Origin of the sequence: Vibrio sp. 1F263 (genome assembly GCF_041439035.1) — a bacterium.
GTDB classification, from domain to species: Bacteria; Pseudomonadota; Gammaproteobacteria; order Enterobacterales; family Vibrionaceae; genus Vibrio; species Vibrio tasmaniensis_A.
This window is the reverse complement of sequence record NZ_JBGONI010000022.1, coordinates 56,092-81,509: the sequence shown is the minus strand read 5'-3', so window position 1 is coordinate 81,509 and position 25,418 is coordinate 56,092. Positions and strand designations below refer to the sequence as shown.

The 25,418-nt window shown below is 43.1% G+C and carries 22 protein-coding genes, 1 tRNA gene and 1 pseudogene; 10 read left to right on the top strand and 14 right to left on the bottom strand.

From position 1 onward, the window contains the following. Positions 1 to 317: 317 nt before the first annotated feature. The 9 genes and pseudogenes from ACED25_RS14825 to ACED25_RS14785 form a co-directional block, all read right to left on the bottom strand. Positions 318 to 1,571 carry an HD-GYP domain-containing protein gene (locus ACED25_RS14825; protein ID WP_371695548.1) on the bottom strand — a complete coding sequence of 418 codons (1,254 nt, stop codon included), beginning with the start codon at positions 1,569 to 1,571 and terminating at the stop codon, positions 318 to 320. A gap of 81 nt (positions 1,572 to 1,652) precedes the next feature. Then, positions 1,653 to 2,060 (bottom strand): VOC family protein, encoded by a 408-nt coding sequence (locus tag ACED25_RS14820; RefSeq protein WP_029223884.1) that lies wholly within the window; start codon positions 2,058 to 2,060, stop codon positions 1,653 to 1,655. Positions 2,061 to 2,548: 488 nt separating this feature from the next. Then, positions 2,549 to 2,905, bottom strand: a pseudogene (locus tag ACED25_RS14815) (DUF3391 domain-containing protein); the annotation flags it as partial. A gap of 108 nt (positions 2,906 to 3,013) precedes the next feature. After that, positions 3,014 to 4,009 carry a LacI family DNA-binding transcriptional regulator gene (locus ACED25_RS14810; RefSeq protein ID WP_371695547.1) on the bottom strand — a complete coding sequence of 332 codons (996 nt, stop codon included), beginning with the start codon at positions 4,007 to 4,009 and terminating at the stop codon, positions 3,014 to 3,016. Between the two features lie 108 nt (positions 4,010 to 4,117). Further along, positions 4,118 to 4,873, bottom strand: a complete 756-nt coding sequence (gene chbG / locus ACED25_RS14805; RefSeq protein ID WP_139685407.1) for a chitin disaccharide deacetylase — start codon at positions 4,871 to 4,873, stop codon at positions 4,118 to 4,120. 16 nt (positions 4,874 to 4,889) lie between these two features. After that, positions 4,890 to 6,212 carry a 6-phospho-beta-glucosidase gene (locus tag ACED25_RS14800; RefSeq protein WP_371695546.1) on the bottom strand — a complete coding sequence of 441 codons (1,323 nt, stop codon included), beginning with the start codon at positions 6,210 to 6,212 and terminating at the stop codon, positions 4,890 to 4,892. Between the two features lie 10 nt (positions 6,213 to 6,222). Next, a complete protein-coding gene (locus ACED25_RS14795) occupies positions 6,223 to 6,534 on the bottom strand; it encodes a PTS lactose/cellobiose transporter subunit IIA (RefSeq protein ID WP_017100049.1) in 312 nt (103 codons plus the stop codon). Positions 6,535 to 6,582: 48 nt separating this feature from the next. Further along, positions 6,583 to 7,917 carry a PTS sugar transporter subunit IIC gene (locus tag ACED25_RS14790; protein WP_371695545.1) on the bottom strand — a complete coding sequence of 445 codons (1,335 nt, stop codon included), beginning with the start codon at positions 7,915 to 7,917 and terminating at the stop codon, positions 6,583 to 6,585. Between the two features lie 93 nt (positions 7,918 to 8,010). Continuing rightward, the gene (locus ACED25_RS14785; protein ID WP_371695544.1) at positions 8,011 to 8,316 is read right to left on the bottom strand and encodes a PTS sugar transporter subunit IIB; all 306 of its coding nucleotides are present in this window, start codon (positions 8,314 to 8,316) and stop codon (positions 8,011 to 8,013) included. A gap of 247 nt (positions 8,317 to 8,563) precedes the next feature. Between ACED25_RS14785 and ACED25_RS14780 the strand changes: the two genes are divergently transcribed. Next, positions 8,564 to 9,847, top strand: coding sequence for a carbohydrate-binding protein (locus ACED25_RS14780; protein ID WP_371695543.1), 1,284 nt, complete (start codon positions 8,564 to 8,566; stop codon positions 9,845 to 9,847). 119 nt (positions 9,848 to 9,966) lie between these two features. On the opposite strand, the gene ACED25_RS14775 is transcribed toward ACED25_RS14780, so the two are convergent. Beyond that, a tRNA-Leu gene (locus ACED25_RS14775) sits at positions 9,967 to 10,051 on the bottom strand. 195 nt (positions 10,052 to 10,246) lie between these two features. On the opposite strand from ACED25_RS14775, the gene ACED25_RS14770 reads away from it, so the two are divergent. Continuing rightward, entirely contained in the window at positions 10,247 to 10,723 is a 477-nt protein-coding gene (locus ACED25_RS14770) for an RDD family protein (RefSeq protein WP_371695542.1), read from the top strand. Positions 10,724 to 10,786: 63 nt separating this feature from the next. Here ACED25_RS14770 and lptG read toward each other — a convergent pair whose 3' ends face one another. Further along, positions 10,787 to 11,857: an LPS export ABC transporter permease LptG gene (gene lptG / locus ACED25_RS14765; RefSeq protein WP_012604850.1), complete on the bottom strand. Its 1,071-nt coding sequence runs from the start codon at positions 11,855 to 11,857 to the stop codon at positions 10,787 to 10,789. Positions 11,858 to 11,860: 3 nt separating this feature from the next. Continuing rightward, complete coding sequence (gene lptF, locus ACED25_RS14760; protein ID WP_009847716.1) at positions 11,861 to 12,961, bottom strand: LPS export ABC transporter permease LptF; 1,101 nt, start codon at positions 12,959 to 12,961, stop codon at positions 11,861 to 11,863. Between the two features lie 191 nt (positions 12,962 to 13,152). On the opposite strand from lptF, the gene pepA reads away from it, so the two are divergent. From pepA to ACED25_RS14735, 5 genes are all read left to right on the top strand, one after another. Then, a complete protein-coding gene (gene pepA / locus ACED25_RS14755; RefSeq protein WP_017097529.1) occupies positions 13,153 to 14,673 on the top strand; it encodes a leucyl aminopeptidase in 1,521 nt (506 codons plus the stop codon). Positions 14,674 to 14,772: 99 nt separating this feature from the next. Next, positions 14,773 to 15,222 (top strand): DNA polymerase III subunit chi, encoded by a 450-nt coding sequence (locus ACED25_RS14750; protein WP_371695541.1) that lies wholly within the window; start codon positions 14,773 to 14,775, stop codon positions 15,220 to 15,222. Between the two features lie 103 nt (positions 15,223 to 15,325). Further along, positions 15,326 to 18,199, top strand: a complete 2,874-nt coding sequence (locus tag ACED25_RS14745) for a valine--tRNA ligase (RefSeq protein WP_371695540.1) — start codon at positions 15,326 to 15,328, stop codon at positions 18,197 to 18,199. Positions 18,200 to 18,419: 220 nt separating this feature from the next. Beyond that, a complete protein-coding gene (locus tag ACED25_RS14740; protein ID WP_009847723.1) occupies positions 18,420 to 18,824 on the top strand; it encodes a DUF2061 domain-containing protein in 405 nt (134 codons plus the stop codon). Positions 18,825 to 18,903: 79 nt separating this feature from the next. Beyond that, positions 18,904 to 19,809: a GNAT family N-acetyltransferase gene (locus ACED25_RS14735; protein WP_371695539.1), complete on the top strand. Its 906-nt coding sequence runs from the start codon at positions 18,904 to 18,906 to the stop codon at positions 19,807 to 19,809. A 94-nt stretch (positions 19,810 to 19,903) separates the two neighbouring features. On the opposite strand, the gene ACED25_RS14730 is transcribed toward ACED25_RS14735, so the two are convergent. Further along, complete coding sequence (locus ACED25_RS14730; RefSeq protein WP_009847725.1) at positions 19,904 to 20,701, bottom strand: hypothetical protein; 798 nt, start codon at positions 20,699 to 20,701, stop codon at positions 19,904 to 19,906. A gap of 124 nt (positions 20,702 to 20,825) precedes the next feature. After that, entirely contained in the window at positions 20,826 to 21,242 is a 417-nt protein-coding gene (rraB, locus tag ACED25_RS14725; protein WP_004735324.1) for a ribonuclease E inhibitor RraB, read from the bottom strand. Positions 21,243 to 21,819: 577 nt separating this feature from the next. Here rraB and arcA point away from each other — a divergent pair. From arcA to pyrB, 3 genes are all read left to right on the top strand, one after another. Next, positions 21,820 to 23,040 (top strand): arginine deiminase, encoded by a 1,221-nt coding sequence (gene arcA / locus ACED25_RS14720; protein ID WP_009847726.1) that lies wholly within the window; start codon positions 21,820 to 21,822, stop codon positions 23,038 to 23,040. Between the two features lie 156 nt (positions 23,041 to 23,196). Then, positions 23,197 to 24,201 (top strand): ornithine carbamoyltransferase, encoded by a 1,005-nt coding sequence (locus ACED25_RS14715; RefSeq protein WP_004735322.1) that lies wholly within the window; start codon positions 23,197 to 23,199, stop codon positions 24,199 to 24,201. Between the two features lie 287 nt (positions 24,202 to 24,488). Further along, positions 24,489 to 25,418, top strand: a complete 930-nt coding sequence (pyrB, locus tag ACED25_RS14710) for an aspartate carbamoyltransferase (protein ID WP_371695538.1) — start codon at positions 24,489 to 24,491, stop codon at positions 25,416 to 25,418.

Genomic DNA, 25,418 nt, shown 5'->3' with positions numbered 1-25,418 from the left:
ATCACTTCGGAAGAGGCGGCCATTCTAGCGTTTTAATTCTCAGTGTCAAACACTTATTCGGAATTAATTTCTACTTTTAAAAAGTAAAAGCGAATCATCGCTTAAAGCTAGTTGCCTTACTAACATTCTTCGCTGAAGCCTTATGGCGTCTGCCGTGTCAGTGAGGCGGCATTATAGAGATGCAGCTCTCATTGGCAAGCATTAAATACGTTTTTTATTTAAAAAAGAGGTTAAGTGAAGACATTTCAACCAAGGGCTTATTTATACAACTTTCAACCCAAGTTTCGAACAAACTACCCACAAGAACCTGTGGATAACTACTCACCATTATCAAAAAAGTAAGATAAACGAGCCCTAGGGTTTAGATATTCTCTAACTTGCTCCGGTAACTTGCTTGGATGAACTGCATTGACAATTTTTATCTCTTTAGTAAATAGGTCAATGATCGGGGCTTGGGTTCTTGGAACGCTAGGATCATAGATCAGTACGTTCGGATAAAGCATATGTTTGGCATTAACCGAAATCACGATTCCAATTGATTCATTGGAAAGCTGCACGACAGTACCCGGCGGATAGACTCCCATGAACTTAACCAATAGACTCAAATTATCCTGACTATATAGATGTTTGCAGTTCTGATATAAGTGGGACAATGCCAAGTATGGGATCATTTGTTGAGATTGCGCTTTACCATGACAAAGATTATCGAATGCGTTAGCCACTGAAACTATTTTGGTTAGTTCATCTATCTCTTCTTCTTTTAAGCCTTCAGGATAACCAGAGCCATCATTCATTTCATGATGTTGAACGATTACTTTTTTGGCACTTTCAGGAAAGTCATCAATTCCAGAGACAATATCAGCACCATATTTCGTATGAAGTTTTAGGTAATTCTCTTCCGGTGCTGTCAGCGTACTCTGCTTTCTAAGTATTGCAGCTGGTATTTTGATCTTTCCTACATCATGGAACAAAGCAGCAAAAGAAAGCGCTTTCAATTGTTGAGTATTGTAGCCTTTAGCTTTACCTATCATTAACGCAACGACAGAGACATTTAATGTATGAAAGTAAATGTCTTCAAAGTCAGCTTTAGCATTCATAAGATGTAAGGTAACGCTATCATCACTTGCCAGTATTTCAACAATATCATCAACTAGACTTTTAACCTCTCCTACCGCATCTATAGGTCGGTTACGAATTTTTGTCATTACTGAACGCATTCGAGCAAGCGAGCGCTCGAACTCTTTCTCACAATGACTGACTCTACGACGGTAAGAGCTTAGGGTTTCGATACGTTCATGCTTATCTTTCCACATCCTTTCAGTTTCAAGGCTTATCTGTAGATCTGAATCGGCCCCTTTATCTATCTCGTGATTAGAAGGTAAAGGTGCAGTATCGCTTTGACTTAGATTTATATAGACATGCTTAATCCCAAGATGCCGAATTATTTTCACTTGAGCGTCATCTTTTATTTTGAAGCTGTTGAATAAAAATGGGTGTTCGTTCCATTTTAGGGGGAGTCGTATGTGTAGGCCGGGCTGGATGCGATCTACAGTAATCTTTATGCTGCCCATATTTATATAATATTGATTAATAATCTATATTTATAATTCTAATAAAACCACACGGGAATTTCACTATCCAATTTCACAGGTTCAACTTAAAGAATCACAATGCACCATCCAACGAATACCGAACTTATCTTCCACTTTACCAAATCTAGCGCCCCAAAACGTATCTGCGAGTGGCGTCATTATTCGCCCTCCTTGTTTAAGCTTCTCAAAAATTTTCTCTTGAGTCGCGGTATCCTCGGTAACCAAGGAAAGTGCCAGATTGTTCCCTTCAAGTTCTTTAGCTTTAACGCCATCAGACATCATGAGCTTCATACCAAATGCTTCGAACTCAGCGTGCATAACCCAACTAGGTTGTGCCCCCTCTATTACCTGAGGAGCATCACTAAAGAGTTGCTTCGATAAAACAACACCACCAAAGCATTTATGATAAAAATCTAACGCTTCACTACAACGACCATCAAAAAACAAGTAAGGGGTTACTGTCAGCATATGTTTCTCCTCTATTAGTCCTTTAAACATAGACAATAGACGTGAGAATGACAGATAACATTCTGATTTAAGATAATTAATTTACTAAGGAATCGCATTACGAACGGAAACGGTAATATTTTGGAATGGCACAATAATAACTGACTGATTGGACAGGCATTCCTGCCACCTCCACGAAGGCAACGTTTTCTGCTCTCCAGATACAACAAAGCCCCGACTTGAGTCGAGGCTTTGTCATCTAAATATGGTACCGCTAGGCAGGCTTGAACCGCCATGCCCGAAGGCAACGAATTTTGAAAGCGTGAAGGTTACTGATACTTACTTAGATCTACAGGTACCTATTTTGTTCTCAGGTTGTCAGCAACTAGATCTAGATGTATCGGCTTAACTTTCGAGTATTCACATGACACTCACACAACCAAAACCTGGACAGGATGAGTACAACCTCCCCCATTTAGTTCGCACAACGAAATTTATGGTAAATCAATCATTATTGAGGATGCTTGCGACAATTCTTCCTCACAATGACTGACTCTACGACGGTAAGTGCTTAGGGTTTCGATACGTTCATGCTTATCTTTCCACATCCTTTCAGTTTCAAGGCTTATCTGTAGATCTGAATCGGCCCCTTTCTCTATCTCGTGATTAGAAGGTAAAGGTGCAGTATCGCTTTGACTTAGATTTATATAGACATGCTTAATTCCAAGATGCCGAATTATTTTCACTTGAGCGTCATCTTTTATTTTGAAGCTGTTGAATAAAAATGGGTGTTCATTCCATTTTAGGGGGAGTCGTATATTTAGGCCGGGCTGGATGCGATCTACTGTAAGTTTAATTTCTGCCACTTTTCCACTACTGACTTTTCTTTATAATCTTTTAATAATAGATTTTGTAAACGAATTCATCAATAAACACACCATGTAGATGGTGTGCAGTATGGCTTTAAATAGAAGCTATATGGGCCTCTCTGCTTTGCGTATTTTTAAATGAGTTTCAAAGAGCAGCTTGTTCTCTAATTGCTGATCCTTTACTAGCCCCATAAGTGTTTGTACTGCGGCTCTAGCCATATCACTGATAGGGAAATGTACTGCTGATACCGTTGGATAAAGGCTTTCACATAAATCAACACTATCAAAGCTCACCATCGAAATTTTCTCTGGGACCGGAATTTTATGTTCATGTAGAAATTGCATAGCGCCAACCGTCATCTCCTCACTACAAGAAAAAAGGGCGGTCATTTCTTGATGTCGTCTATATATAGCAGCCATTGCATCGTAACCACTTTGACGTCCGTAATCCCCTTCTTCACACCAGCTCTCATCAATATCAATCCCTGCGCTTGTCATTGCATCGACATAACCAAGCTTCCTCAGCAAACTATTATGCCGTTGTGAAGGTCCCATAATACAAGCAATGTTTCTGTGACCACTTGTTATAAGGTGCTCTACAGCAATACGACTCGCACCATAATGATTAAATGTAACACATCGTTCTTCAATACCTTCTACATGGCGATCTAGCAATACAAATGGTGTCGGCAACTTGGCAAGCTCACGTAAATCATCATCAGAAAGGTAGCGACTATGGAGCACATACCCATCACAGCGAAGATCATGAAAACGTTGAATCGCCTCTCGCTCACCATCTGCAGAATGATGGCCTTGCGCGGTAATCAGGAACTTTTCATGGGTGTCTAATTCAGTTTGAACTTGCTCCATCATCTCCCCAAAGAACCCACCTGTATAGTAGGTCACTAACAAGCCAACCATGTTGCTTGATGAAGTAGCGAGAGAGCGAGCAATAGCACTTGGGCGATAATTGAGCTGTGCCATGGCCGCTTCGACTTTTTTTCTTGTCTCGTCTCGAAACTTACCCTCCCCATTAATAATACGAGAAACGGTAGAGCGATTTACTCCGGCGAGTTCGGCGACATCTTTAATCCTTGCCATATGACTACTTAATCCAACTACTTGTTTTATTGAAAAGGGAGACCAAAAATAAAGCGGCCACCAGCAAATCGTAAGGTGATTATAGGGGGTCGACGCTGGCAGCCTAAATCATACACTGACGACTTGGTAAGAAGAACTAAGTGCAGAGTAATCCGTGACTGCGATACCACACTGAAGAAGTTCCTGTTTAAGTATCGAAGAGGTCAGTACTTGTAGCTCTAACTCTCGCTGTAATGCGTAACCACTTTTATGTATTAGAGATTTATCGATTTCTGCAGGATGGCACATCACTTCGACAATATCGTATCGAGCCTTTAGTCTGAGCAAGTTCCTCATTAGTCCATCTAAATTCACGCCCTGGTCGTAAAACTCATCAGTAAAGAAATATCGAGTAGAATTACTTTCATGGCATAGTCCACTCCCGCGTAAAGGCACTCGATACTTTGCAGCAAGCTCTCTAATTACGGGCAGTAATTGAGGGTGTGTGTGTGCATGATGGTGGCTGTCGAGATGACTCAGGGATAAACCTAAAGCAAGGAAATGCTCTACCTGACTTTCAGCTTCTTCATACACTACCTTGGCATCGAAATCTTGTTTCTTCCACAGGTCAGCGTAATTAACAAACTCCTCCTTATTGTTAGTAAGATTAGGGTGCCCCGTTATTGGAGCCCCCGCTGTAAAACGCAGATGCACACCAATTTTTAAATCTGGATTTTGTTTCGCCAACTCAACAGCATGCTTCTCTGCATCCATGCCTACCATCATAGTGGTCGAGTTAACAACGCCTTGCTGGTGTGCTTTGATGATTCCAATATTTACTCCTGACGTTAAGCCAAAGTCATCTGCGTTAAAAATCACTTTCATGACGATACAGCCTTATCTATAACGTTGTTAATTTGAATTGAGGAAGGTATGACGCATTGACTCTCAATATGTCATCCAAAATGGATTTCGCTCGACCAATATCAGGCACTAACGGATTATTGGTCAACGCCATAAGTGCTTTGTCATAACTGCCTTCAACGGCGGCTTCAATCGCCAATTGTTCATAAGCCTTCACTTGATAGAGCAAACCTTTGATGTTGTTAGATAGCTCCCCTACCGCGAGTGGTTTTGCCCCCCAACTACCAATCACTGCACTACACTCAATCACAGCACTATCTGACAAACTGTTAATGGCCCCATTATTTAACACGTTAACGACGTGAATACTGTTGCGGTTGTTATAAATCGAATCAACTAGGTTCAATGACGCGTCGGAATAATAAGCTCCGCCTCGCTCCTCGAGTTCCTTCGGTTTATGGTCCAAATTAGGGTCTTGATACAACTTAAAAAGGGCTGATTCTGTTTCCATGACTTGTTCAGCACGAGTACCTTGCTCCCTAGCACTCTTTTTTTCTTCTGCTAACATAGCGTCGGTCTGATAAAAATAGCGATGGTAAGGACAAGGAATAGCACCTAAAGCTTTAAGAAAAGCAGGGTCCCATGGCTCTTCCCAAATATTTTTCATACTGAAGTTGGCACCATCTCCGACTTTTTCCAACACAGTTTGAGTAATATCGTCCCCTCTAAGCCATGCTTTGTGTACCCATACCAAGTGATTCAAACCTGCGAACTCAAGCTGCAACTCTTTTGGCTCACAATCCATCATTTCAGCGATCATCATCTCCATCGAGACTGGTACATTGCACAAGCCAAGACTCTTCACTTTGGAGTGTTTACTCACTGCTTCAGAAACTAAGCCTGCTGGGTTTGTGAAATTCAGCATCCATGCATTTGGCGCTAACTCTTCAATGTCTTTACAAATATCGAGAATCACAGGGATGGTTCGTAGTGCTTTGGCAAAGCCACCTGGCCCAGTGGTTTCTTGACCGATAACGTCATACTTGATAGGGATACGTTCGTCATTAGCTCGTGCAGCTAAGCCTCCTACTCTAAATTGAGTCATTACAAAGTCAGCACCTTTGATGGCTTCTCGACGATCAAATCCCGCTTTGATTTCAATATCGGCGCCAGCCTTGTCAACCATACGCTGAGCTAACCCTTTGATGATTTCGAGCTTCTCTGCCCCCACTTCGATATCAACAAAGTGCATTTGTTTCACTGGTAGAAATTCCAAGCGCTTGATAACGCCCTCAACGAGTTCTGGTGTATAGCTACTACCACCACCAATGATGGCAAGTTTGATTGCATCTCTCGACATAATTGCTTCCCTACTTCTCTGCAAGTTGCTTGTTCAATGCGACGATTTCAACGGCCATTTCTTGAGCCAATATTGTGGTCATTAAGTGATCTTGAGCATGTACCATCACTAAGGTCATTGGCACTTTGCCTTCTCCCTGATCTTCTTCAATTAGTTGAGTTTGAACCAAATGCGCCTTGTTAATACATTCTCTTGCTTGGGATAGCTTTTCTTCAGCCGTTGCAAAATCTTTTTCTCTAGATAGACGCAATGCTTCATAGCTTAAGCTTCTGGCCTCGCCCGCATTACAGATAATTTCCATTACCACTAATTCTTGTTCCATATCTTCTCTCCAGAAAGGAGGGCTGCCAAATGACAGCCCAAATAATCATTAGGCTGTCACGCCTTCGCCTGTTGGTTTTTCTGCATTTTTCGTTTCTTTATTAGTTGGTAGCTCTTGCTCCAGCACCTGTTTCTCGAACATTTTGAAGAAAGGTAAATAAATGAAGAGGTCGAGAATAAGAAGAGCAATAACCAACAACACTGGTGAGAACGTCCAACCACTACCCCATGAGGCCCCTATGATTGCAGGGGTTGTCCAAGGTGTTGTCGCCACCCCCATACCAACAAAACCAAGATGTATCGCAAAATAAGCGATGGTTGCGTTTAAGATTGGCGCGAAAACGAATGGAATAAACAAAATTGGGTTCATCACAATTGGGCTACCAAAGATCACCGGTTCATTGATTTGGAAGAAACCCGGCACCGCACTCATGCGACCTATACTTTTGAGGTGCGCTGAACGGCTGAAAGACATCAACAAGACTAGCGCTAGAGTTGCACCCGAACCACCAATGAAGATGTAGAAATCCCAGAAGGGCTGAGTAAATACATTTGGAATTGGTTGACCGGCAACAAACGCATCGATGTTGACGCTAATGTTTGTAAGGAAGATTGGAGACAATAGTCCAACAACGATCGCTGCACCGTGAATGCCTGCAAACCATAACAATTGGCAAACAAGCAGCGCGCCGATGATCGCTGGTAAGGTATTTGAAGCACTGATCAGTGGTTTAAACATTGCCATCACCGCATCTGGGATCAGCATGTCGTATTGAATCTGAACAAAAATACTTAATGGATATAACGTAATGAAAATCGCTAAGACAGGTAAAAGAACTTCAAAAGAACGAGCGATTGCAGGTGGGACCTGCTCTGGCATACGAATCGTAATGTTATGCTTCTTCATAAAGCGGTAGAGTTCTACCGAGAAGAAAGCACACATGACAGCAGTAAAGATACCGGTACCACCCATGTGCTTCATCGCCAAGGCACCATCTTTTGCAGGTGCAGCAACTAATAAAAAGCTCATGAGCGATAATACTGCGCTGGTGATCCCATCCATTTTGTACGCTTTAGCCAAGCTATAGGCGACCCCAAGCGAGACAAATATGGTCATTATCCCCATCGACATATTAAACGGCATCATAATAGTATCGAAATGCGTCGTCGCAAAGTCCAACCATATTTGACCTAAAGTAAACGAGGTACCCTCTTCAAATGGGGGGAAAGCAAAAATCAAAATAAAGCTACCGACAATAATAAACGGCATTGCCACAATAAACCCGTCTCTCATTGCTCTAACATGGGGCTGATTACCCACTTTAGCCGCTATTGGGGCTATATGCTTTTCGACGATTCCTATAATCGCATCATAAAGCTTCATAGAGTCCATCCTTATTTTCAGACAAAATAATCCCGCACCAAACATTAATATTCAGTGGTACTCTTATTTATATTTACATTTAAAATTATTGAATTAGTTAATCAGTTCTAAAGCTTGCTGTAGTACTTCTTCCCCTTTCATCATTCCATAAGCCTGGGGGGAAATCGCTTCTATATTTTTACCATGCTCTTGTGCGATTTTACGCAGTTCTTCTAGCTGGAAACGAACCTGAGGACCAAGTAAGCAAACATCGTACTCTTTGATAGCCTCATCGAACGCGTTCACAGACAAAGCGTTAATCTCACATACAATTCCTTGCTTTTCAGCTGCTTGCTCCATTTTCTTAACCAGCATGCTGGTCGACATTCCTGCGCTACAGCATAAAAGGATCTTTTTCATAGCCTTACTCCCATTGTGTAAATTTCAACCTGCAAAAATTGTAGCAAAAATAACCAACACAAAAAAGCGCAACCGGTTGCATTGTTCGTGAACTGAATCCCACTTTAGAAAATACGGCCTATTTTTTATTAATTATTTAGGTCTAGGATAAAAGCCAGAAAGAAATTAAAAGCATCAACCTATATTTATAACTATCAATATATTATTTCTGACAACGTCATAATTAATTTCTACTAAGGAATATAAAATGAAATTAAATAAACTGGCTATAATTACACTTTTAGGCACTGCCCTATCTCAATTTTCTCATGCCCAAGAAGCACCAAAAGGTACCATATATTTAACCTTCGATGACGGCCCTATTAATGCATCTATCGATGTAATTAATGTGATGAATGAACAAGGTATTAAAGGTACTTTTTATTTTAATGCTTGGCATTTAGATGGCATTGGTGATGAAAATGAAGATCGTGCTTTAGAGGCCTTAAAGCTTGCTCTTGATACGGGGCATATCGTGGCTAACCACAGTTACGCACACATGATTCATAACTGTGTTGAAGAGTTTGGCCCTAACAGTGGCGCAGAGTGTAATTCAACCGGCGATCATCAAATCAACTCTTACCAAAATCCTGCTCATGATGCGGGTACTTTTACCGAAAACTTAGCCGTGTTAGAACGATACTTACCAAGTATCAACAGCTATCCAAACTATCGTGGAGAGGAATTTGCTCGACTGCCTTACACCAATGGCTGGCGTGTAACAAAGAACTTTAAGGCAGATGGTTTATGTGCAACATCTGATGATTTTAAACCTTGGGAGCCTGGTTACTTCTGTGACACTGAAAACCCTTCAAACAGTGTTAAGGCCTCGATTGAAGTGCAAAACATCTTAGCGAATAATGGATACCAAACCCATGGTTGGGACTTAGACTGGGCACCTGAGAACTGGGGCATAGCGATGCCAGCAAACAGCTTAACAGAAGCAAAACCATTCCTTACCTATGTTAATGCAGCGCTTAATAGTTGTGCACCAACTACCATTAATCCTATCAACTCCAAAGCACAAGAATTTCCTTGTGGTACGCCGTTACACGCAGACAAAGTGATCGTGTTAACGCATGAATTCTTATTTGAAGATGGTAAACGTGGTATGGGAGCAACCAAAAATTTACCTAAGTTAGCTAAGTTCATTCAAATAGCTCAAGAAGCAGGATATGTCTTCGACACCATGGATAACTACACTCCGGTTTGGCAAGTTGGCAACGCATACGCAGCTGGCGATTACGTCACTCACTCAGGCACCGTTTACAAAGCCGTAACGACACACGTTGCACAACAAGACTGGGCGCCATCTTCAACCTCTAGCCTTTGGACTAATGCCGACCCAGCAACCAATTGGACGCTAAACGTTGCTTATGAGGAAAGTGAAGTAGTGACATATCAAGGTTTACGTTACCTAGTAAACGTACCACACGTATCACAAGCCGAGTGGACTCCAAATACACAGAAAACCTTGTTCACAGCTCTATAGACTGTTCCTACTATCACCATGTAGTAGTTTGCGCGAGGCATACCCCTCGCGCTTTTTTCTTTTTGGGGATTCAGAAATAACAAAGCCCCGACTTGAGTCGAGGCTTTGTTATTTAAATATGGTACCGGTAGGCGGACTTGAACCGCCACGCCCGAAGGCAACGGATTTTGAATCCGTCGTGTATACCAATTTCACCATACCGGCATTATCTTGGGGCATTGCCCTGTCGATGTTTGGCATTATACGTATGCGAACTGATGTGGCAAGTATAAAAACTTGAATTCATGTGTGTTTGCCGATAATTTCGCCACTAAGTCATAAGCTGTGCGTCATGTCTCTTTTCAGGCCAAGCCTTAAACTATATTCTGACGCCTCAATTTTTAAAGAAGTAATAACACCATGACATCAACAAACACTCTGCCACCAGCTGGGGTAATGCGCCGATTTGGTGCCTTGTTCTATGACGCACTCATTGTAATCGCTATTGAAATGATGGCTGCCGGCATCATTGTTGCTCTACTGCACGCACTCATGGCTCTTGGTATTTTTAACCATAGCGGGTATGCCGATGTCAGTGACTTCTTGACTAATCATCCGATTTGGAGCCCTGCGTATACTTTTTACTTGGTCGTCGTTTGGATTTACTTCTTTGTCTTCTTCTGGACCAGAGCAGGTCAAACTCTGGGGATGAGAGCTTGGAAGCTACGAGTTCAAAACAAAGATGGCTCTGCGATCACAATAACTCAAGCGCTAATACGTTTAGGTACATCGGGGTTTGGACTTGCAAACTTATGTGTTCCATTCGATCCTCAGAAACGTGGCTTTCACGATATCTGGGCAAAGACCGAAGTCGTTGTGTTGCCAAAAGCACAATAACGCAATTAAGCGAACTTAAAGCAAGATCAAAAAAGGAAGGCGCAATGCCTTCCTTTCTTCTATTTATAGTTTCCGCCTCAAAAGCATGATGGCAATTCCGAAGAACACCACGCTAGGGGCTATCGCACCAAAGGCAGGTGGTATTTGATAAACCAAGCTGATTGGCCCAAAGAACTCGCTGGATATATAGAAAGTAAAGCCAGCAATTACACCAGAGAGAATCCTTGCACCCATGGTCACGCTACGTAGAGGACCAAAGATAAACGACAACGCCATCAACATCATGACCGCTATCGAAATAGGTTGAGTAATCTTCCTCCACAAAGCTAGCTCATAACGTGCAGCATCTTGCTCTGATGCTTTGAGATAAGAAACATAATCATACAAGCCACTTAACGAAAGCTCTTCCGGTTTCACCGTCACTATCGCGAGTTTGTCTGGAGCTAACGATGTTTCCCAAGAGAAAGTCGGTAAACTCTCTTTAGTGACCTGAATTTCATTCTCAAAAGAGGTGACCTCAACATCGCGCATTGTCCAAACGTTGTCTCCAACGTAATCGACTTCTTTTGAATATATGGCCGTTTTCAGAGCCTTGTTCTCATCATAGCGCCACATGTTCAAACCATAGAGCTTATCATCGTCTATTTTAACAATGAAAATGAAGTCATTGGCATCTCGAGCCCAAACACCGCTTTGAGTAGAGATAATACTACCACCAGCAACCGAGATGGTTCTTAAGTCACGAGCCATCTTCTGCGCTTGCGGGGCTCCCCACTGCCCAAGTAATGTCACTATCACCATTAACGGAATCGCAGTCTTAAGTACCGATAAACCAATATCTAACTTAGAGAAACCCGCGGCTTGCATAACCACAAGCTCAGAACTCGCAGCAAGCATACCAAGCCCAATCAATGCACCAAGCAATGCCGCCATTGGGAAGAACATTTCGATATCACGAGGAATACTCAATAAAACGAAATACAACGCTTGTAATAGATCGTATGTACCACGACCTACCTTCCGCAATTGCTCAACGTACTTGATAATTCCAGAGAGACCGACAAACGTCACCAATACCAGTGACGTGGTCGCGATGATGGTTCTGCCTATATATAAATCGAGAATCTTAAACACGGCTTAAGCCAACCTCTTATTCTTGAATTTTTCTTTCAAACGCCTAACCGGCACACTATCCATAAAGTTGGCACCAATCGCGACAAACAATAATAATGCATTGATTGGCCACATGCCTATTGCAGCAGGAATGTCCCCTTCTTCAATTGAAGATTTGGTTGCACTGATTGCCAAGAAGTAAGTCAAATAAATCAGGATTGCCGGACCTATTTTTGCAAAACGACCTTGTCGTGGATTAACTGCTGACAGCGGTACAACGAGCATAGTCAACAATGGGATACACAACACCAGTGACATGCGCCACTGCAATTCAGCCTTGGCACGATTATCTTGATTTCCAATAAGATCAATAGTTGGAATCGCTTCCCACTCTCGACCTTTCTTCTCTACTTCACGCTGACCAATTAAGCCTTCATACTCTTCAAAGTGCGTCACTCTATAATCAAGGCGAGAAGGCACTCCTTCATGACGAGTACCATCGTACATCACAATAACTTGGCGGCCATCGCTCAATTCTTTTACGTCTCCCGACTTAGAGAACATCACACTAGGAAGCACTGAGTCACGAGGTCGCATTTGAGAAACGAACACATTGTCTAATTGATTACCATCGATACCCTCTATAAACACAACTGAAGAACCATCGGGAGTCCTTGCAAATTTGCCTTTGGGTAGTAAATCGACGCTGTTCTCTGCAGCCACTTCCTCATACATTTGTTCTACTTTATCTTGTGACCACGGAGACAGCCAAAAGGAGTTAAAAGCAGCGACAGTTGCGGTAATCAACGCCAGATAAAGTGCTGATTGGATGAGGAATTTATTGCCAATACCCGTAGCATTCATCACCACAATCTCACTTTCGGCATAAAGGCGGCCAAAAGTCAGCAAAATGCCAATATAGATACTAAGTGGAAGCATCAAGAGCCCCATCGCTGGCATATTTAGACCCACGATCGATAATACAAGGCTTGCTGGAATATCACCATCAGAGGCGTCGGCTAAAACACTGATGAACTTTTGGCTGAGAAACACGAGAAAGAGAACAAAAAATATCGCAAATTGGCTCTTGATTGTCTCTCGGATCAAATATCTAACAATAATCACGCTCAAATTACCTATACAAAACTTGTTTTTTTGATTGAATCACTATAATTTCCCGTTGAACCTTTTATTTTTTAAATTTTTAGCTAAGTGTTAACGTTCTTCTTTAAGGTCAGTTCCATTATAGGATCCAACAAGTAAGAACCCATTATCCAACATTTAGTTCGATTTGTCTTCAGGATGTAGGAGTACGCATGGAGTTCAGTGTAAAAAGTGGCAGCCCAGAGAAACAGCGCAGCGCATGTATCGTTGTCGGTGTATTCGAACCGCGCCGCCTTTCTCCAGTAGCCGAGCAGTTAGATAAGATTAGCGATGGCTATATTAGTTCACTGCTTCGTCGCGGTGATCTAGAGGGTAAACCTGGCCAGATGCTACTACTGCATCAAGTACCTGGTGTACTTTCAGAACGTGTTCTGCTTGTAGGCTGCGGTAAAGAACGTGAGCTAGGCGAGCGTCAATATAAAGAAATTATCCAAAAAACCATCAGCACACTAAACGAAACGGGTTCTATGGAAGCAGTATGTTTCCTGACTGAACTGCACGTTAAAGGTCGTGATACTTACTGGAAAGTTCGCCAAGCAGTAGAAGCGACTAAAGATGGCCTTTACACTTTTGATCAATTCAAGAGTAATAAACCAGAGACTCGTCGTCCACTACGTAAACTGGTATTCAACGTACCAACTCGTCGTGAATTGAGCCTTGGTGAGAAAGCAATCTCTCACGGTCTTGCGATTGCTTCAGGTGTGAAAGCGTCTAAAGATTTAGGCAACATGCCACCTAACATCGCAAATCCTGCTTACCTTGCTTCTCAAGCTCGTCGCTTGGCCGATGATTACGAGACAGTGAAAACTAAGATCATTGGCGAAGAAGAGATGGAAAAGCTGGGTATGACTTCATACTTAGCGGTAGGCCGTGGTTCTAAGAACGAATCTATGATGTCTATCATGGAATATAAAGGTGCTGCTGACCCAGATGCAAAACCGATTGTTCTAGTCGGTAAAGGTCTTACTTTCGATTCAGGCGGTATTTCGCTTAAGCCTGGTGAAGGTATGGATGAGATGAAGTACGACATGTGTGGTGCGGCTTCTGTATTCGGTACAATGAAGGCACTAGCTAAACTGAACCTACCGATTAATGTAGTTGGTATCCTAGCAGGTTGTGAAAACATGCCAGGCAGCAATGCTTACCGCCCAGGTGATATCCTAACGACCATGTCAGGCCAAACAGTTGAAGTGTTAAACACGGATGCTGAAGGTCGCTTGGTTCTATGTGATGCGCTTACTTACGTTGAACGCTTTGAACCAGACTGTGTTGTCGATGTAGCAACACTCACTGGCGCGTGTGTGATGGCGTTAGGTCACCACATCAGTGCTGTACTGTCTAATCACAACCCACTATCTCACGAGTTAGTGAATGCTTCTGAGCAAGCAAGTGACAGAGCATGGCGCATGCCAATGGCCGATGAATACCATGAGCAACTAACGAGTCCATTTGCAGATATGGCAAATATCGGTGGCCGACCTGCTGGTACAATCACAGCAGCATGTTTCTTATCTAAATTTGCTAAAAAGTACCACTGGGCACACATTGACAGTGCCGGCACAGCTTGGAAGTCAGGCGCAGCGAAAGGCTCGACAGGTCGTCCTGTCTCAATGCTTGTCCAATTCTTATTGAACCGCAGCGGCCATGAGACTGAAGAGCAATCTTCAAAATAATAGAAAGGGCCTACGGGCCCTTTTTTAATAAGCGTTATTTGCTAGCTCCTGTTGACCAAGTATGATTGGTTTCCACGATTCCAAGTTCGAGTATTCAGTATGCAGACTGCCACATTTTACATTGTGTCTTCAGACAGCCCACAAGCCGGCGAAGAGGGTTTTGCTCACTACGTGTTGTTTCTTGCTCAGCATTTTGCAAAACAACGCGCTAAACTTTATCTCAACTGTAACGATAAAGTTCATGCTGAGCGTATCGCTGAAGTTTTTTGGCAGGTAGAGCCTACTGAATTTATCGCGCACAACTTGGTTGGCGAAGGTCCAAAATATTCAACGAATATTGAGATAGGCCATCAAGGAGTCAAACCTAATTGGAACCGCCAATTGGTAATAAATCTGGCCGATAATCATACAACCTTTGCGAACGCCTTTGCTCAGGTGATAGACTTCGTTCCTTGCGAAGAAAAAGCTAAGCAACTCGCTCGAGAAAGGTATAAAATTTACCGTCAGGCTGGATATCAGCTACAAACTATCGAGATTCAACATCCATAGTCAAACCTCATAGTTAAAGCTATCTTTGGATTTAGATTCAAGAAGCTTCACTTATGAAGTTTGACCACGATTAACCATTCACAGTATCCGTTATAAGAGCACTATGGAAAAGACATACAACCCAACATCAATCGAACAAGCTCTGTATAAGACTTGGGAAGAGAAAGGCTACTTTAAGCCACACGGTGACACATCAAAAGAAGCTTACAGCATCATGATCCCGCCACCGAACGTCACTGGTAGCCTACACATGGGTCACGCGTTCCAAGATACGATCATGGATACGCTTATCCGTGCTCAACGTATGAAAGGCAAAAACACGCTTTGGCAAGTGGGTACTGACCACGCTGGTATCGCAACTCAAATGGTTGTTGAGCGTAAGATCGCTGCTGAAGAAGGCAAAACAAAACACGACTACGGCCGTGAAGCTTTCATCGACAAGATCTGGGAATGGAAAGGCGAATCTGGTGGCACGATCACTCAACAACTTCGTCGTCTTGGTGCATCTGTAGACTGGGATCGTGAGCGATTCACTATGGATGACGGCCTATCGGCTGCGACTCAAGAAGTATTTGTTCGCCTATACGAAGAAGACCTAATCTATCGTGGTAAGCGTCTAGTAAACTGGGATCCTAAACTGCACACTGCAATTTCTGATCTTGAAGTTGAAAACAAAGACAAAAAAGGTTTCATGTGGCACTTCCGCTACCCACTAGCGAATGGTGTTAAAACCGCTGATGGCAAAGACTACATTGTCGTTGCAACTACACGTCCTGAAACCATGCTTGGTGATACAGGCGTTGCAGTTAACCCTGAAGATCCTCGCTACAAAGATCTTATCGGCAAAGAAATCCTGCTTCCTATCGTAAATCGTCTTATCCCTATCGTAGGTGATGAGCACGCTGACATGGATAAAGGCACGGGTTGTGTGAAAATCACGCCAGCTCATGACTTTAACGATTACGAAGTGGGCAAGCGCCATAGCCTACCAATGATCAACATCCTAACGTTCAACGGTGATATCCGTGATGCGGCTGAAATCTTCACAACGAACGGTGAAGAAAGCGATGTGTACTCAACAGAGCTTCCAGAAAAATACCAAGGTATGGAGCGCTTTGCAGCTCGTCGTGCAACGGTTGCTGAATTTGAAGAGCTAGGCCTACTTGAAGAAATCAAAGATCACGATCTAACCGTTCCTTACGGTGACCGTGGTGGTGTGGTTATCGAACCAATGCTGACGGACCAATGGTACGTGCGTACAGCGCCTCTTGCTGCTCCTGCTGTTAAAGCCGTTGAAGATGGTGAGATCCAATTCGTACCTAAGCAGTACGAAAACATGTACTTCGCGTGGATGCGTGACGTGCAAGACTGGTGTATCTCTCGTCAACTTTGGTGGGGCCACCGTATCCCAGCATGGTACGACAACGATGGTAAAGTTTACGTAGGTCGCACTGAAGAAGAAGTTCGTGAAAAGAACAACCTTTCACCGGTAATTGTTCTTAAGCAAGACAACGACGTTCTTGATACATGGTTCTCTTCTGCACTTTGGACGTTCGGCACACAAGGCTGGCCTGAAGATACTGAAGCAATGAAAACATTCCACCCTTCAGAAGTACTAGTATCTGGTTTTGATATTATCTTCTTCTGGGTTGCTCGTATGATCATGATGACCATGCACTTCGTGAAAGACGAAGACGGCAAGGCTCAAGTACCTTTCAAAACAGTTTACATGACGGGCCTTATCCGTGATGAAAACGGCGACAAGATGTCTAAATCGAAAGGTAACGTACTTGACCCTATCGATATGATTGACGGCATCGGCCTTGAAGAGCTAGTAGAAAAGCGTTGTGGCAACATGATGCAACCTAAACTGGCTGCTAAGATCGAAAAAGCAACACGTAAGACTTTCGAAGATGGTATCGAACCATACGGTACTGATGCACTGCGTTTCACTCTTGCTGCTATGGCTTCAACTGGCCGTGACATCAACTGGGACATGAAGCGTCTTGAAGGTTACCGTAACTTCTGTAACAAGCTATGGAACGCAAGCCGTTACGTACTGATGAACACAGAAGAGCACGATTGTGGCATGTCACTGTCTGTTGAAGACCGTGCAAACATGGAATTCTCTCTAGCAGACAAGTGGATTGAATCTCAGTTTGAAGTTGCAGCGAAAGAATTTAACGCTCATCTAGACAACTACCGTCTAGACATGGCAGCAAACACGCTTTACGAATTCATCTGGAACCAATTCTGTGACTGGTACCTAGAGCTAACTAAACCTGTTCTTTGGAAGGGTACTGAAGCTCAACAACAAGCGACTCGTTACACGCTTATCACGGTTCTAGAGAAGACTCTGCGTCTTGCTCACCCTGTTCTTCCTTACATCACTGAATCTATCTGGCAAAGCGTTAAGCCGCTAGTAGACGGCGTTGAAGGCGAGACCATCATGACTCAAGCGCTTCCTCAGTTTAATGAAGCTAACTTCAATGCTGAGATCGTTGACGACATCGAATGGGTTAAAACTTTCATCACAGCTATCCGTAACCTACGTGCGGAATACGACATTGCACCAAGCCAAGGCTTAGAAGTAATGATCAAAGTCGCTGATGAGAAAGATGCAGCTCGTATCGAAGCAAATAAGATCGTTCTTACTTCTCTAGCTAAGCTAGACGATATTAAAGTTCTAGCCGACGGCGAAGCGACTCCAGCTTGTGCAACTAAACTTGTTGGCAAATCTGAGCTGATGATCCCAATGGCGGGTCTTATCGACAAAGATGCTGAGCTTGCTCGTCTAGATAAAGAAGTAGCGAAGACTCACGGTGAGATTAAGCGTATCGAAGGTAAGCTAGGTAACGAAGGTTTTGTTGCTAAAGCACCAGAAGCGGTTATCGCGAAAGAGCGTGAAAAGCTTGAAGGCTACCAAGAAACTCTTGTTAAGCTAGAAGAGCAAAAAGCGACAATCGCTGCTCTTTAAAACTGAATGAACGAGGAGGTTTCGAACCTCCCGCTCTAGACAAAAAGGTTGGCCTTCATGGTCAGCCTTTTTTTGTGCCCTAAGTTCCAGTCCAATCAACCTCACTCCAGCTTATTGATAGCTTTTGCCTATCAAAACAATCTTAACTTCCCATTAGATTTAATGATAATAATTCTCAATAATAGTTCTATCGAAACAACACAACGACTGAGTAATTATCATGAAAAAGACACTAACCTTTGCTGCATTACATTTTACTATCGCATTTAGTGTCGCTTACGTACTAACTGGCGACATCTTAATTGGTAGCTTAATCGCTATGATTGAGCCCTCTGTGAATACTGTGGCCTTCTATTTTCATGAAAAGGCTTGGGCTCAAGTTCCAGCGCTTAAAGCTCGTCAGTGGATGACTAAATTAAAAACAGCAAGCTTCGCTACTATCCACTTTAGTGTTGCCTTTACCGTTGTCTACTTATTGACTGGCGATGCCTTTGTTGGTGGTGTGATGGCAACGTTAGAACCCGCTTTGAATACCGTGGCTTACTACTTCCATGAGAAAGTTTGGCTACGAAAAGCAGAAAGCCAAACAACACAGCCACAGTTTTGTTTGCACCAACACGCTTAACCTAGAGAGTTTATTGTTGACATAGTTGCGGCGCGCAATTAAATTATAGTTGTATATCGCAACCATATTGAGAGACAACATGACTTCAGCACAACTTAGAGAATTATCACGTCAGCTCGTTCGACAGCTTGGAATGCTCGACAAAGATTGTGGTGATATTGCCCTACCTCCGATTCAAGCGCATACGCTTATCGAACTAGAGCAGCAGCCATTAACCGTGAATCAATTAGCGGATAAGCTCAATATTGATAAGTCCAACGCCAGTAGAGCAGTCAATAATCTAGCGAAGAACTCGTTAATCCAAACCTCGCCACACCCCAACGATAAGCGCAGTGTTGTTGCTTCAGTAACAGAGCAAGGGATAAACACTCTTGCCAAACTTCACAATCAACAAAATCAATTTTATGACTCGGTACTTGAGCGTTTAACGGAAGCGGAAACTCAACAAGTTTCGGGGGGAATCGAGCACTACCTTAAAGCACTGCAACAAAGCCACGCTTCAAGTGATGTGGTGGTTCGTCCCCTACAACAGCAAGACAACACCGTAGTGGCCAATGTAATTCGCCAAGTCTCTTATGAGAATGGGCTAACCGAAGATAAAGGTTATGGTGTAGCAGATCCCACCTTAGAAGACATGTTCAGCGTTTATAACAATGAAAGATCTCAGTATTGGGTAATTGAACTTGATGGAAAGATTGTCGGTGGTGGTGGATTTGCACCATTAGCAGGTATGCCAGAAGTCTGTGAACTGCAAAAGATGTACTTCTTGCCAGAAACAAGAGGCAAAGGCTTAGCTAAGAGGTTGGTTAATATGTCGATGGAGAAAGCTAAGGAACTGGGTTATCAACATATGTATCTAGAAACGACCGAATGCCTTAATGCTGCCGTTAAACTTTACGAAAAATTGGGCTTTGAACACCTTGATTCAGCTTGGGGAGAAACAGGCCATGACGCTTGTGAGGTTGTCATGGCCAAAACGCTATAATGTGTTTTTGAAATAGGGTTAGCGTCGGCAGTTCATCAGATGATAAGCAAGTGAGCGAATTGATTCCTTACGTAACGGGCTAATTAAATAACCGCTAACTACGCAAAAAATTACTCACGCAAGAGGCTGGATTCAAGGCTACGAAAGAACTCTCTTTTTGCCCATCGAGTTCCACTTCTAACTGATATAAATGCTTAGGGTTGGGCTTCTCAAGGTTAAATACCATTGGAGCCTCAACCTGAAACACAACACCCGTATGTTCTGCTCGCACATCAATCGGCATCACGAGAGTCATACCATTAAACTTGATTGATGCCGATATTAACCCTGGCTTTAGCGTTTGATAGATAACATCTACTTTAAACTCACAGCCACCACCGTGATGCCAGATTTGCTCGGTGACGACTTGCTCAAGCTTGACGTTACGAACGAACTGCAAATATGGAGCTTGCCAGATTCCAATCCGAGAATCTGATTTAGCGACGACCTGTGAAGGGATAGAGTCATCCATATCCTCTTCAAGCAACAGGCTCTCCTCTTCTTCAAGGAAAAGGATCTCAAAACGATTTCGACCAGGCTGCATATAAGGGCGGATGTCTTTACGATATTCAGCTTCGCTGCCATCACAGTCAAACACGGCAACGCCATTGAGTCGCACTTCTGCAAAGTAGTCAACGCCTGCGACGATTAGCTCAACAAATGGGCACGCCAACATGGCATCATCCACTTCGATGTCATGCATCAGGTGCCATTCTTGCTCTGCGATTTCCTCTTCACTCAAGCTATTAGGGAGCTTTGAGCTTAATGGTGCAGGAAAGGTAATGTCATCTTGTGGGATAGAGAGATCCGTCAGTGGCGAAATTTGCCAAAGACCATCGAGAGGTAGCCGCATGTCATTCCTTGAGCTAGATCAATTTTGACCGCATTATAATGAATGAATGCATATAAAGACATTTATTTTTCTGAGGACAAAAAAATGCCAGCTCAAGGCTGGCATTCTTTAAAACTGGGAGAGATTACTCTTCGTCTTCATCATCTTCGTCAGGGTAGATAGCATCTTCACCTTCGTAGTAAGTGCCCCAACCGTCGTAGATAATGTCAAACTTCTCTGCAAGATTTACAAGCTTCTCAACTTGCTCATCAATCGCTTCTGCGTTCAGAGTACACTGCATCGTTGCATCACAACAAAGTAGCTTGTTGCCATCTTCGTCTTCTGTCTCTTCAGCTTCAAGCACTTCAAAGCCCATTTTGAATGCTTCAACAACGGCTTTCTCAAGTACTGCGAAATCTTCAGCGAATAGGTGATGCTCGATATCGTATAGAGCTTCAGGATCGCTACCATCTTCGATTAGTGCTTCAATGATGTCGCGAGTCTCTCCTTTTTGAAATTCAATTAATTCCGCTACTGATAGATATTCATCTTCGTGAGACATGTGTCTGCTCCAGAGTGTTGACTATGAAAAGATCAAATTTGATTGCCACGAAATATGGCACGGATCGCCTAGAAAAGCCACCTAGATCAGGTGTAGAAGAGCAAGTTTATCGCTAGATAACAGAAGGGATATCAATTAAAAAGTGAAATCAAAATCACAGAAACAAATTTTCAACATATTATTAACTACCGTGTGTTTTAGCATTTCATTTTTATTGTTACTTTTAGCCTTGCTCCTTCAAAATTGAGTGGTTAGTCATATCAGATGCATACTGCCGAACACTTCATCGATGCATAAAACCTCACTTATAAGTAAGTAACTGCATAAATTTTGAATGAAAAATCACGTTCACCAAGCAAAGTGGATTATCAAATCACTGAAATTAGAGCATAGATCCGCAAAAAGTTTGTTCCAGAACTCAGCCTTTCAGTTGGATTTTAATATTAACAATCACAAACAACTCAGCATTTAAAACCAAAAATATCAAAATAACATAACCTTTACACAAGTTTCAAAACTTGCATATTACGAACAAGCTTGTCATAAATAGACGCTGGATTAATAGTAAGGATGCAAAATGAGTAAGCTGTACGTTGGCTCCGAAGTCGGTCAATTAAGACGAGTTCTCCTAAATAGGCCTGAAAGGGCACTCACCCACCTCACCCCTTCTAACTGTCATGAGCTACTCTTTGATGATGTACTTGCAGTAGAAGCAGCAGGTGAAGAACACGATGCCTTTGCGACAACACTTCGTAACCAAGACGTTGAAGTGTTATTACTGCATGATCTACTGGTTGAGACACTCGCTGTAGCACAAGCTCGTGAGTGGCTGCTTAATACTCAAATCTCTGATTTCCGTTACGGCCCTACATTCGCACGTGATTTAAGAGAGTACCTTGCTCAAATGGACAATGAGCACTTGGCGACGATCCTACTTGGTGGTTTAGCCTACTCTGAGCTTCCTATTAAATCTTCTTCAATGCTACCGAAGATGCACCGCCCACTTGATTTCGTTATTGAACCGCTACCTAACCATCTATTTACCCGCGATACTTCTTGCTGGGTTTATGGCGGTGTCTCTCTTAACCCGATGATGATGCCTGCTCGTCAACGAGAAACGAATCACTTGCGAGCAATATATCGCTGGCACCCTGTATTCGCGGGGCAAGATTTCATAAAGTACTTCGGTGATGAAGATCTTCATTACGACAACGCCAATATTGAAGGTGGTGATGTACTGGTAATCGGTAAAGGCGCTGTTCTTATCGGTATTTCAGAGCGTACCAAGCCACAAGGTGTCGAAAACCTAGCTGCGAGTTTATTCAAGTCAGGTCAAGCTAAAGAAGTGATTGCGATTGATTTACCGAAGCACCGCTCTTGTATGCACCTTGATACGGTAATGACACACATGGATATCGACACATTCTCAGTCTATCCAGAGATCGTTCGTAAAGACCTAGATACTTGGCGCTTAACGCCAAAAGAAAATGGCGAAATGCGAGTAGAGAAAGCTGAAAACTACCTAACAGCGATTGAAGGCGCACTGGATCTCGATCAACTGAAGATCATCACAACCGGTGGTGATAACTACGAAGCTGAACGTGAGCAGTGGAATGACGCTAACAACGTACTGACGGTGAAACCGGGTACGGTTATCGGCTATGAGCGTAATGTTTACACCAATGAAAAATACGACAAAGCAGGTATCGAAGTTCTGACGATTCCGGGCAATGAGCTAGGTCGTGGTCGCGGTGGCGCTCGTTGCATGAGCTGTCCTATCGAAAGAGACGGTATCTAAGCCACAAAACTCAATAAAGCGAACACACTAACTTATCTAGGCCAGTACCATTGTACTGGCCTTTTTTATCAAATTAATAAAATAAATATTCACAAATATAGCATTTTTATGTTTAACTAAGTTCTTCATTGATCCTATATACGCAAGGAGCGAGAGATGGCATTTAATCTTCGCAATCGTAACTTTCTAAAACTTCTCGACTTTACTCCTAAAGAGATTCAGTTTTTACTCGACCTGTCTGCCGACCTTAAAAAAGCTAAGTATGCAGGTACAGAGCAGAAAAAGCTTAACGGTAAAAACATCGCTTTGATCTTTGAAAAAGCATCCACTCGAACTCGATGTGCCTTTGAGGTAGCTGCTTTTGATCAAGGCGCTCAAGTCTCTTATTTAGGCCCTTCTGGTTCTCAGATTGGTCAGAAAGAATCAATGAAAGATACGGCGCGTGTATTAGGTCGCATGTACGATGGCATTGAATACCGAGGGTTTGGCCAAAGCATTGTCGAAGACCTAGGCGCTTATGCTGGTGTACCGGTTTGGAATGGCTTAACCGATGAGTTCCACCCTACTCAGATCTTGGCTGATTTCCTCACTATGCTTGAGCATGGTCGCGGTAAACATCTACACCAAATCAGCTTTGCTTACCTTGGTGATGCACGTAACAACATGGGTAACTCTCTGTTAGTGGGTGCCGCGAAAATGGGCATGGATATTCGCCTTGTCGCGCCAAAAGCCTTCTGGCCAGAAGAGCACCTTGTCGAAGAGTGCCAAGCTATCGCGCAAAGTACTGGTGCAAAAATCACGCTGACAGAAGACGTTGCCGAAGGTGTGAAAGGCTGTGATTTCCTTTATACCGATGTTTGGGTTTCTATGGGTGAAGCGCCAGAAGCTTGGGACGAACGTGTTGCTGTAATGACACCTTACCAAGTGAATATGGATGTCATTAAGCTCACAGGTAACCCTCAAGTGAAATTCATGCATTGCCTGCCCGCTTTCCACAACAATGAAACCGTGATCGGCCAGCAAGTTGCAGACAAATATGGAATGAACGGCTTAGAAGTCACTGACGAAGTCTTTGAATCGGATTACTCAATTGTATTTGATGAAGCAGAGAATCGCATGCATACCATCAAAGCGGTAATGGTTGCGACTCTGGGCCAATAGCGAATACTGAAAGTAAACAAAAGCTTGATGTAATCGCTTGCGCTCACAAATTGAAAGCGTATAATTCTCGGCAATTTGTCTGAGAGTAGTGAAAATGACGCCAAGCAATGTTGTGATAAAACATAATGATATTGTGAAAACACATAATAAAATTGTGAAAACACCAAATATTGCTCGCAAGCTAGCATGCTTGCCAGGCCGTCTATTCTGCTTTTCAGCACTTTTTTAAAGCCTCCCATTATGGGGGGCTTTTTTATGGCCAATACATTATTGTGGGGAAGAAGATCATGGCGAATTCGCTCTATCAAAAGCACATCATCTCAATTCCAGAGCTTTCTCGTGAAGAGCTAGAATTAATTGTTCAAACGGCAGGTCAGCTAAAGGCTGAACCAAACCCAGAACTCATCAAGAACAAAGTTGTTGCCAGCTGCTTCTTCGAACCTTCAACGCGAACTCGTCTCTCTTTTGAAACGGCTATTCAACGCATAGGTGGTGATGTGATTGGTTTCGACAGTGGTGGTAACACGTCACTAGCGAAGAAAGGCGAAACGCTAGCGGACTCAGTACAGGTTATCTCTTCATACGTTGATGCTTACGTAATGCGCCACCCTCAAGAAGGCGCAGCGCGTCTAGCTTCTGAGTTCTCTAACGGTGTACCTGTTATTAACGCGGGCGACGGAGCAAACCAACACCCAACACAAACGTTATTAGACCTGTTCTCTATCGCCGAAACTCAAGGCCGCCTCGACAACCTTAACGTTGCATTCGTTGGTGACCTTAAGTACGGCCGTACAGTTCACTCGCTAACTCAAGCACTAGCGAAGTTCGACAACATCTGTTTCTACTTCGTTGCTCCAGAAGCACTGGCGATGCCTGACTACATTTGTGAAGAGCTTGATGAAGCGGGTATTAAGTACCAACTGCTGACAGACATGGAAGATGTGATTCCAGAGTTGGATGTTCTGTACATGACTCGAGTTCAAAAAGAACGTTTTGATGAATCGGAATACGCGCACATCAAATCAGCGTACATCCTGACGGCTCCGATGTTGGAAAGTGCACGTGATAACCTAAAGGTTCTTCACCCTCTTCCTCGTGTTGATGAAATTACGATTGATGTCGATAAAACGCCTTACGCTTACTACTTCCAGCAAGCTGAGAACGGTGTTTACGCGCGTGAAGCATTGCTAGCCCTTGTTCTTAACGAAACGCTGTAG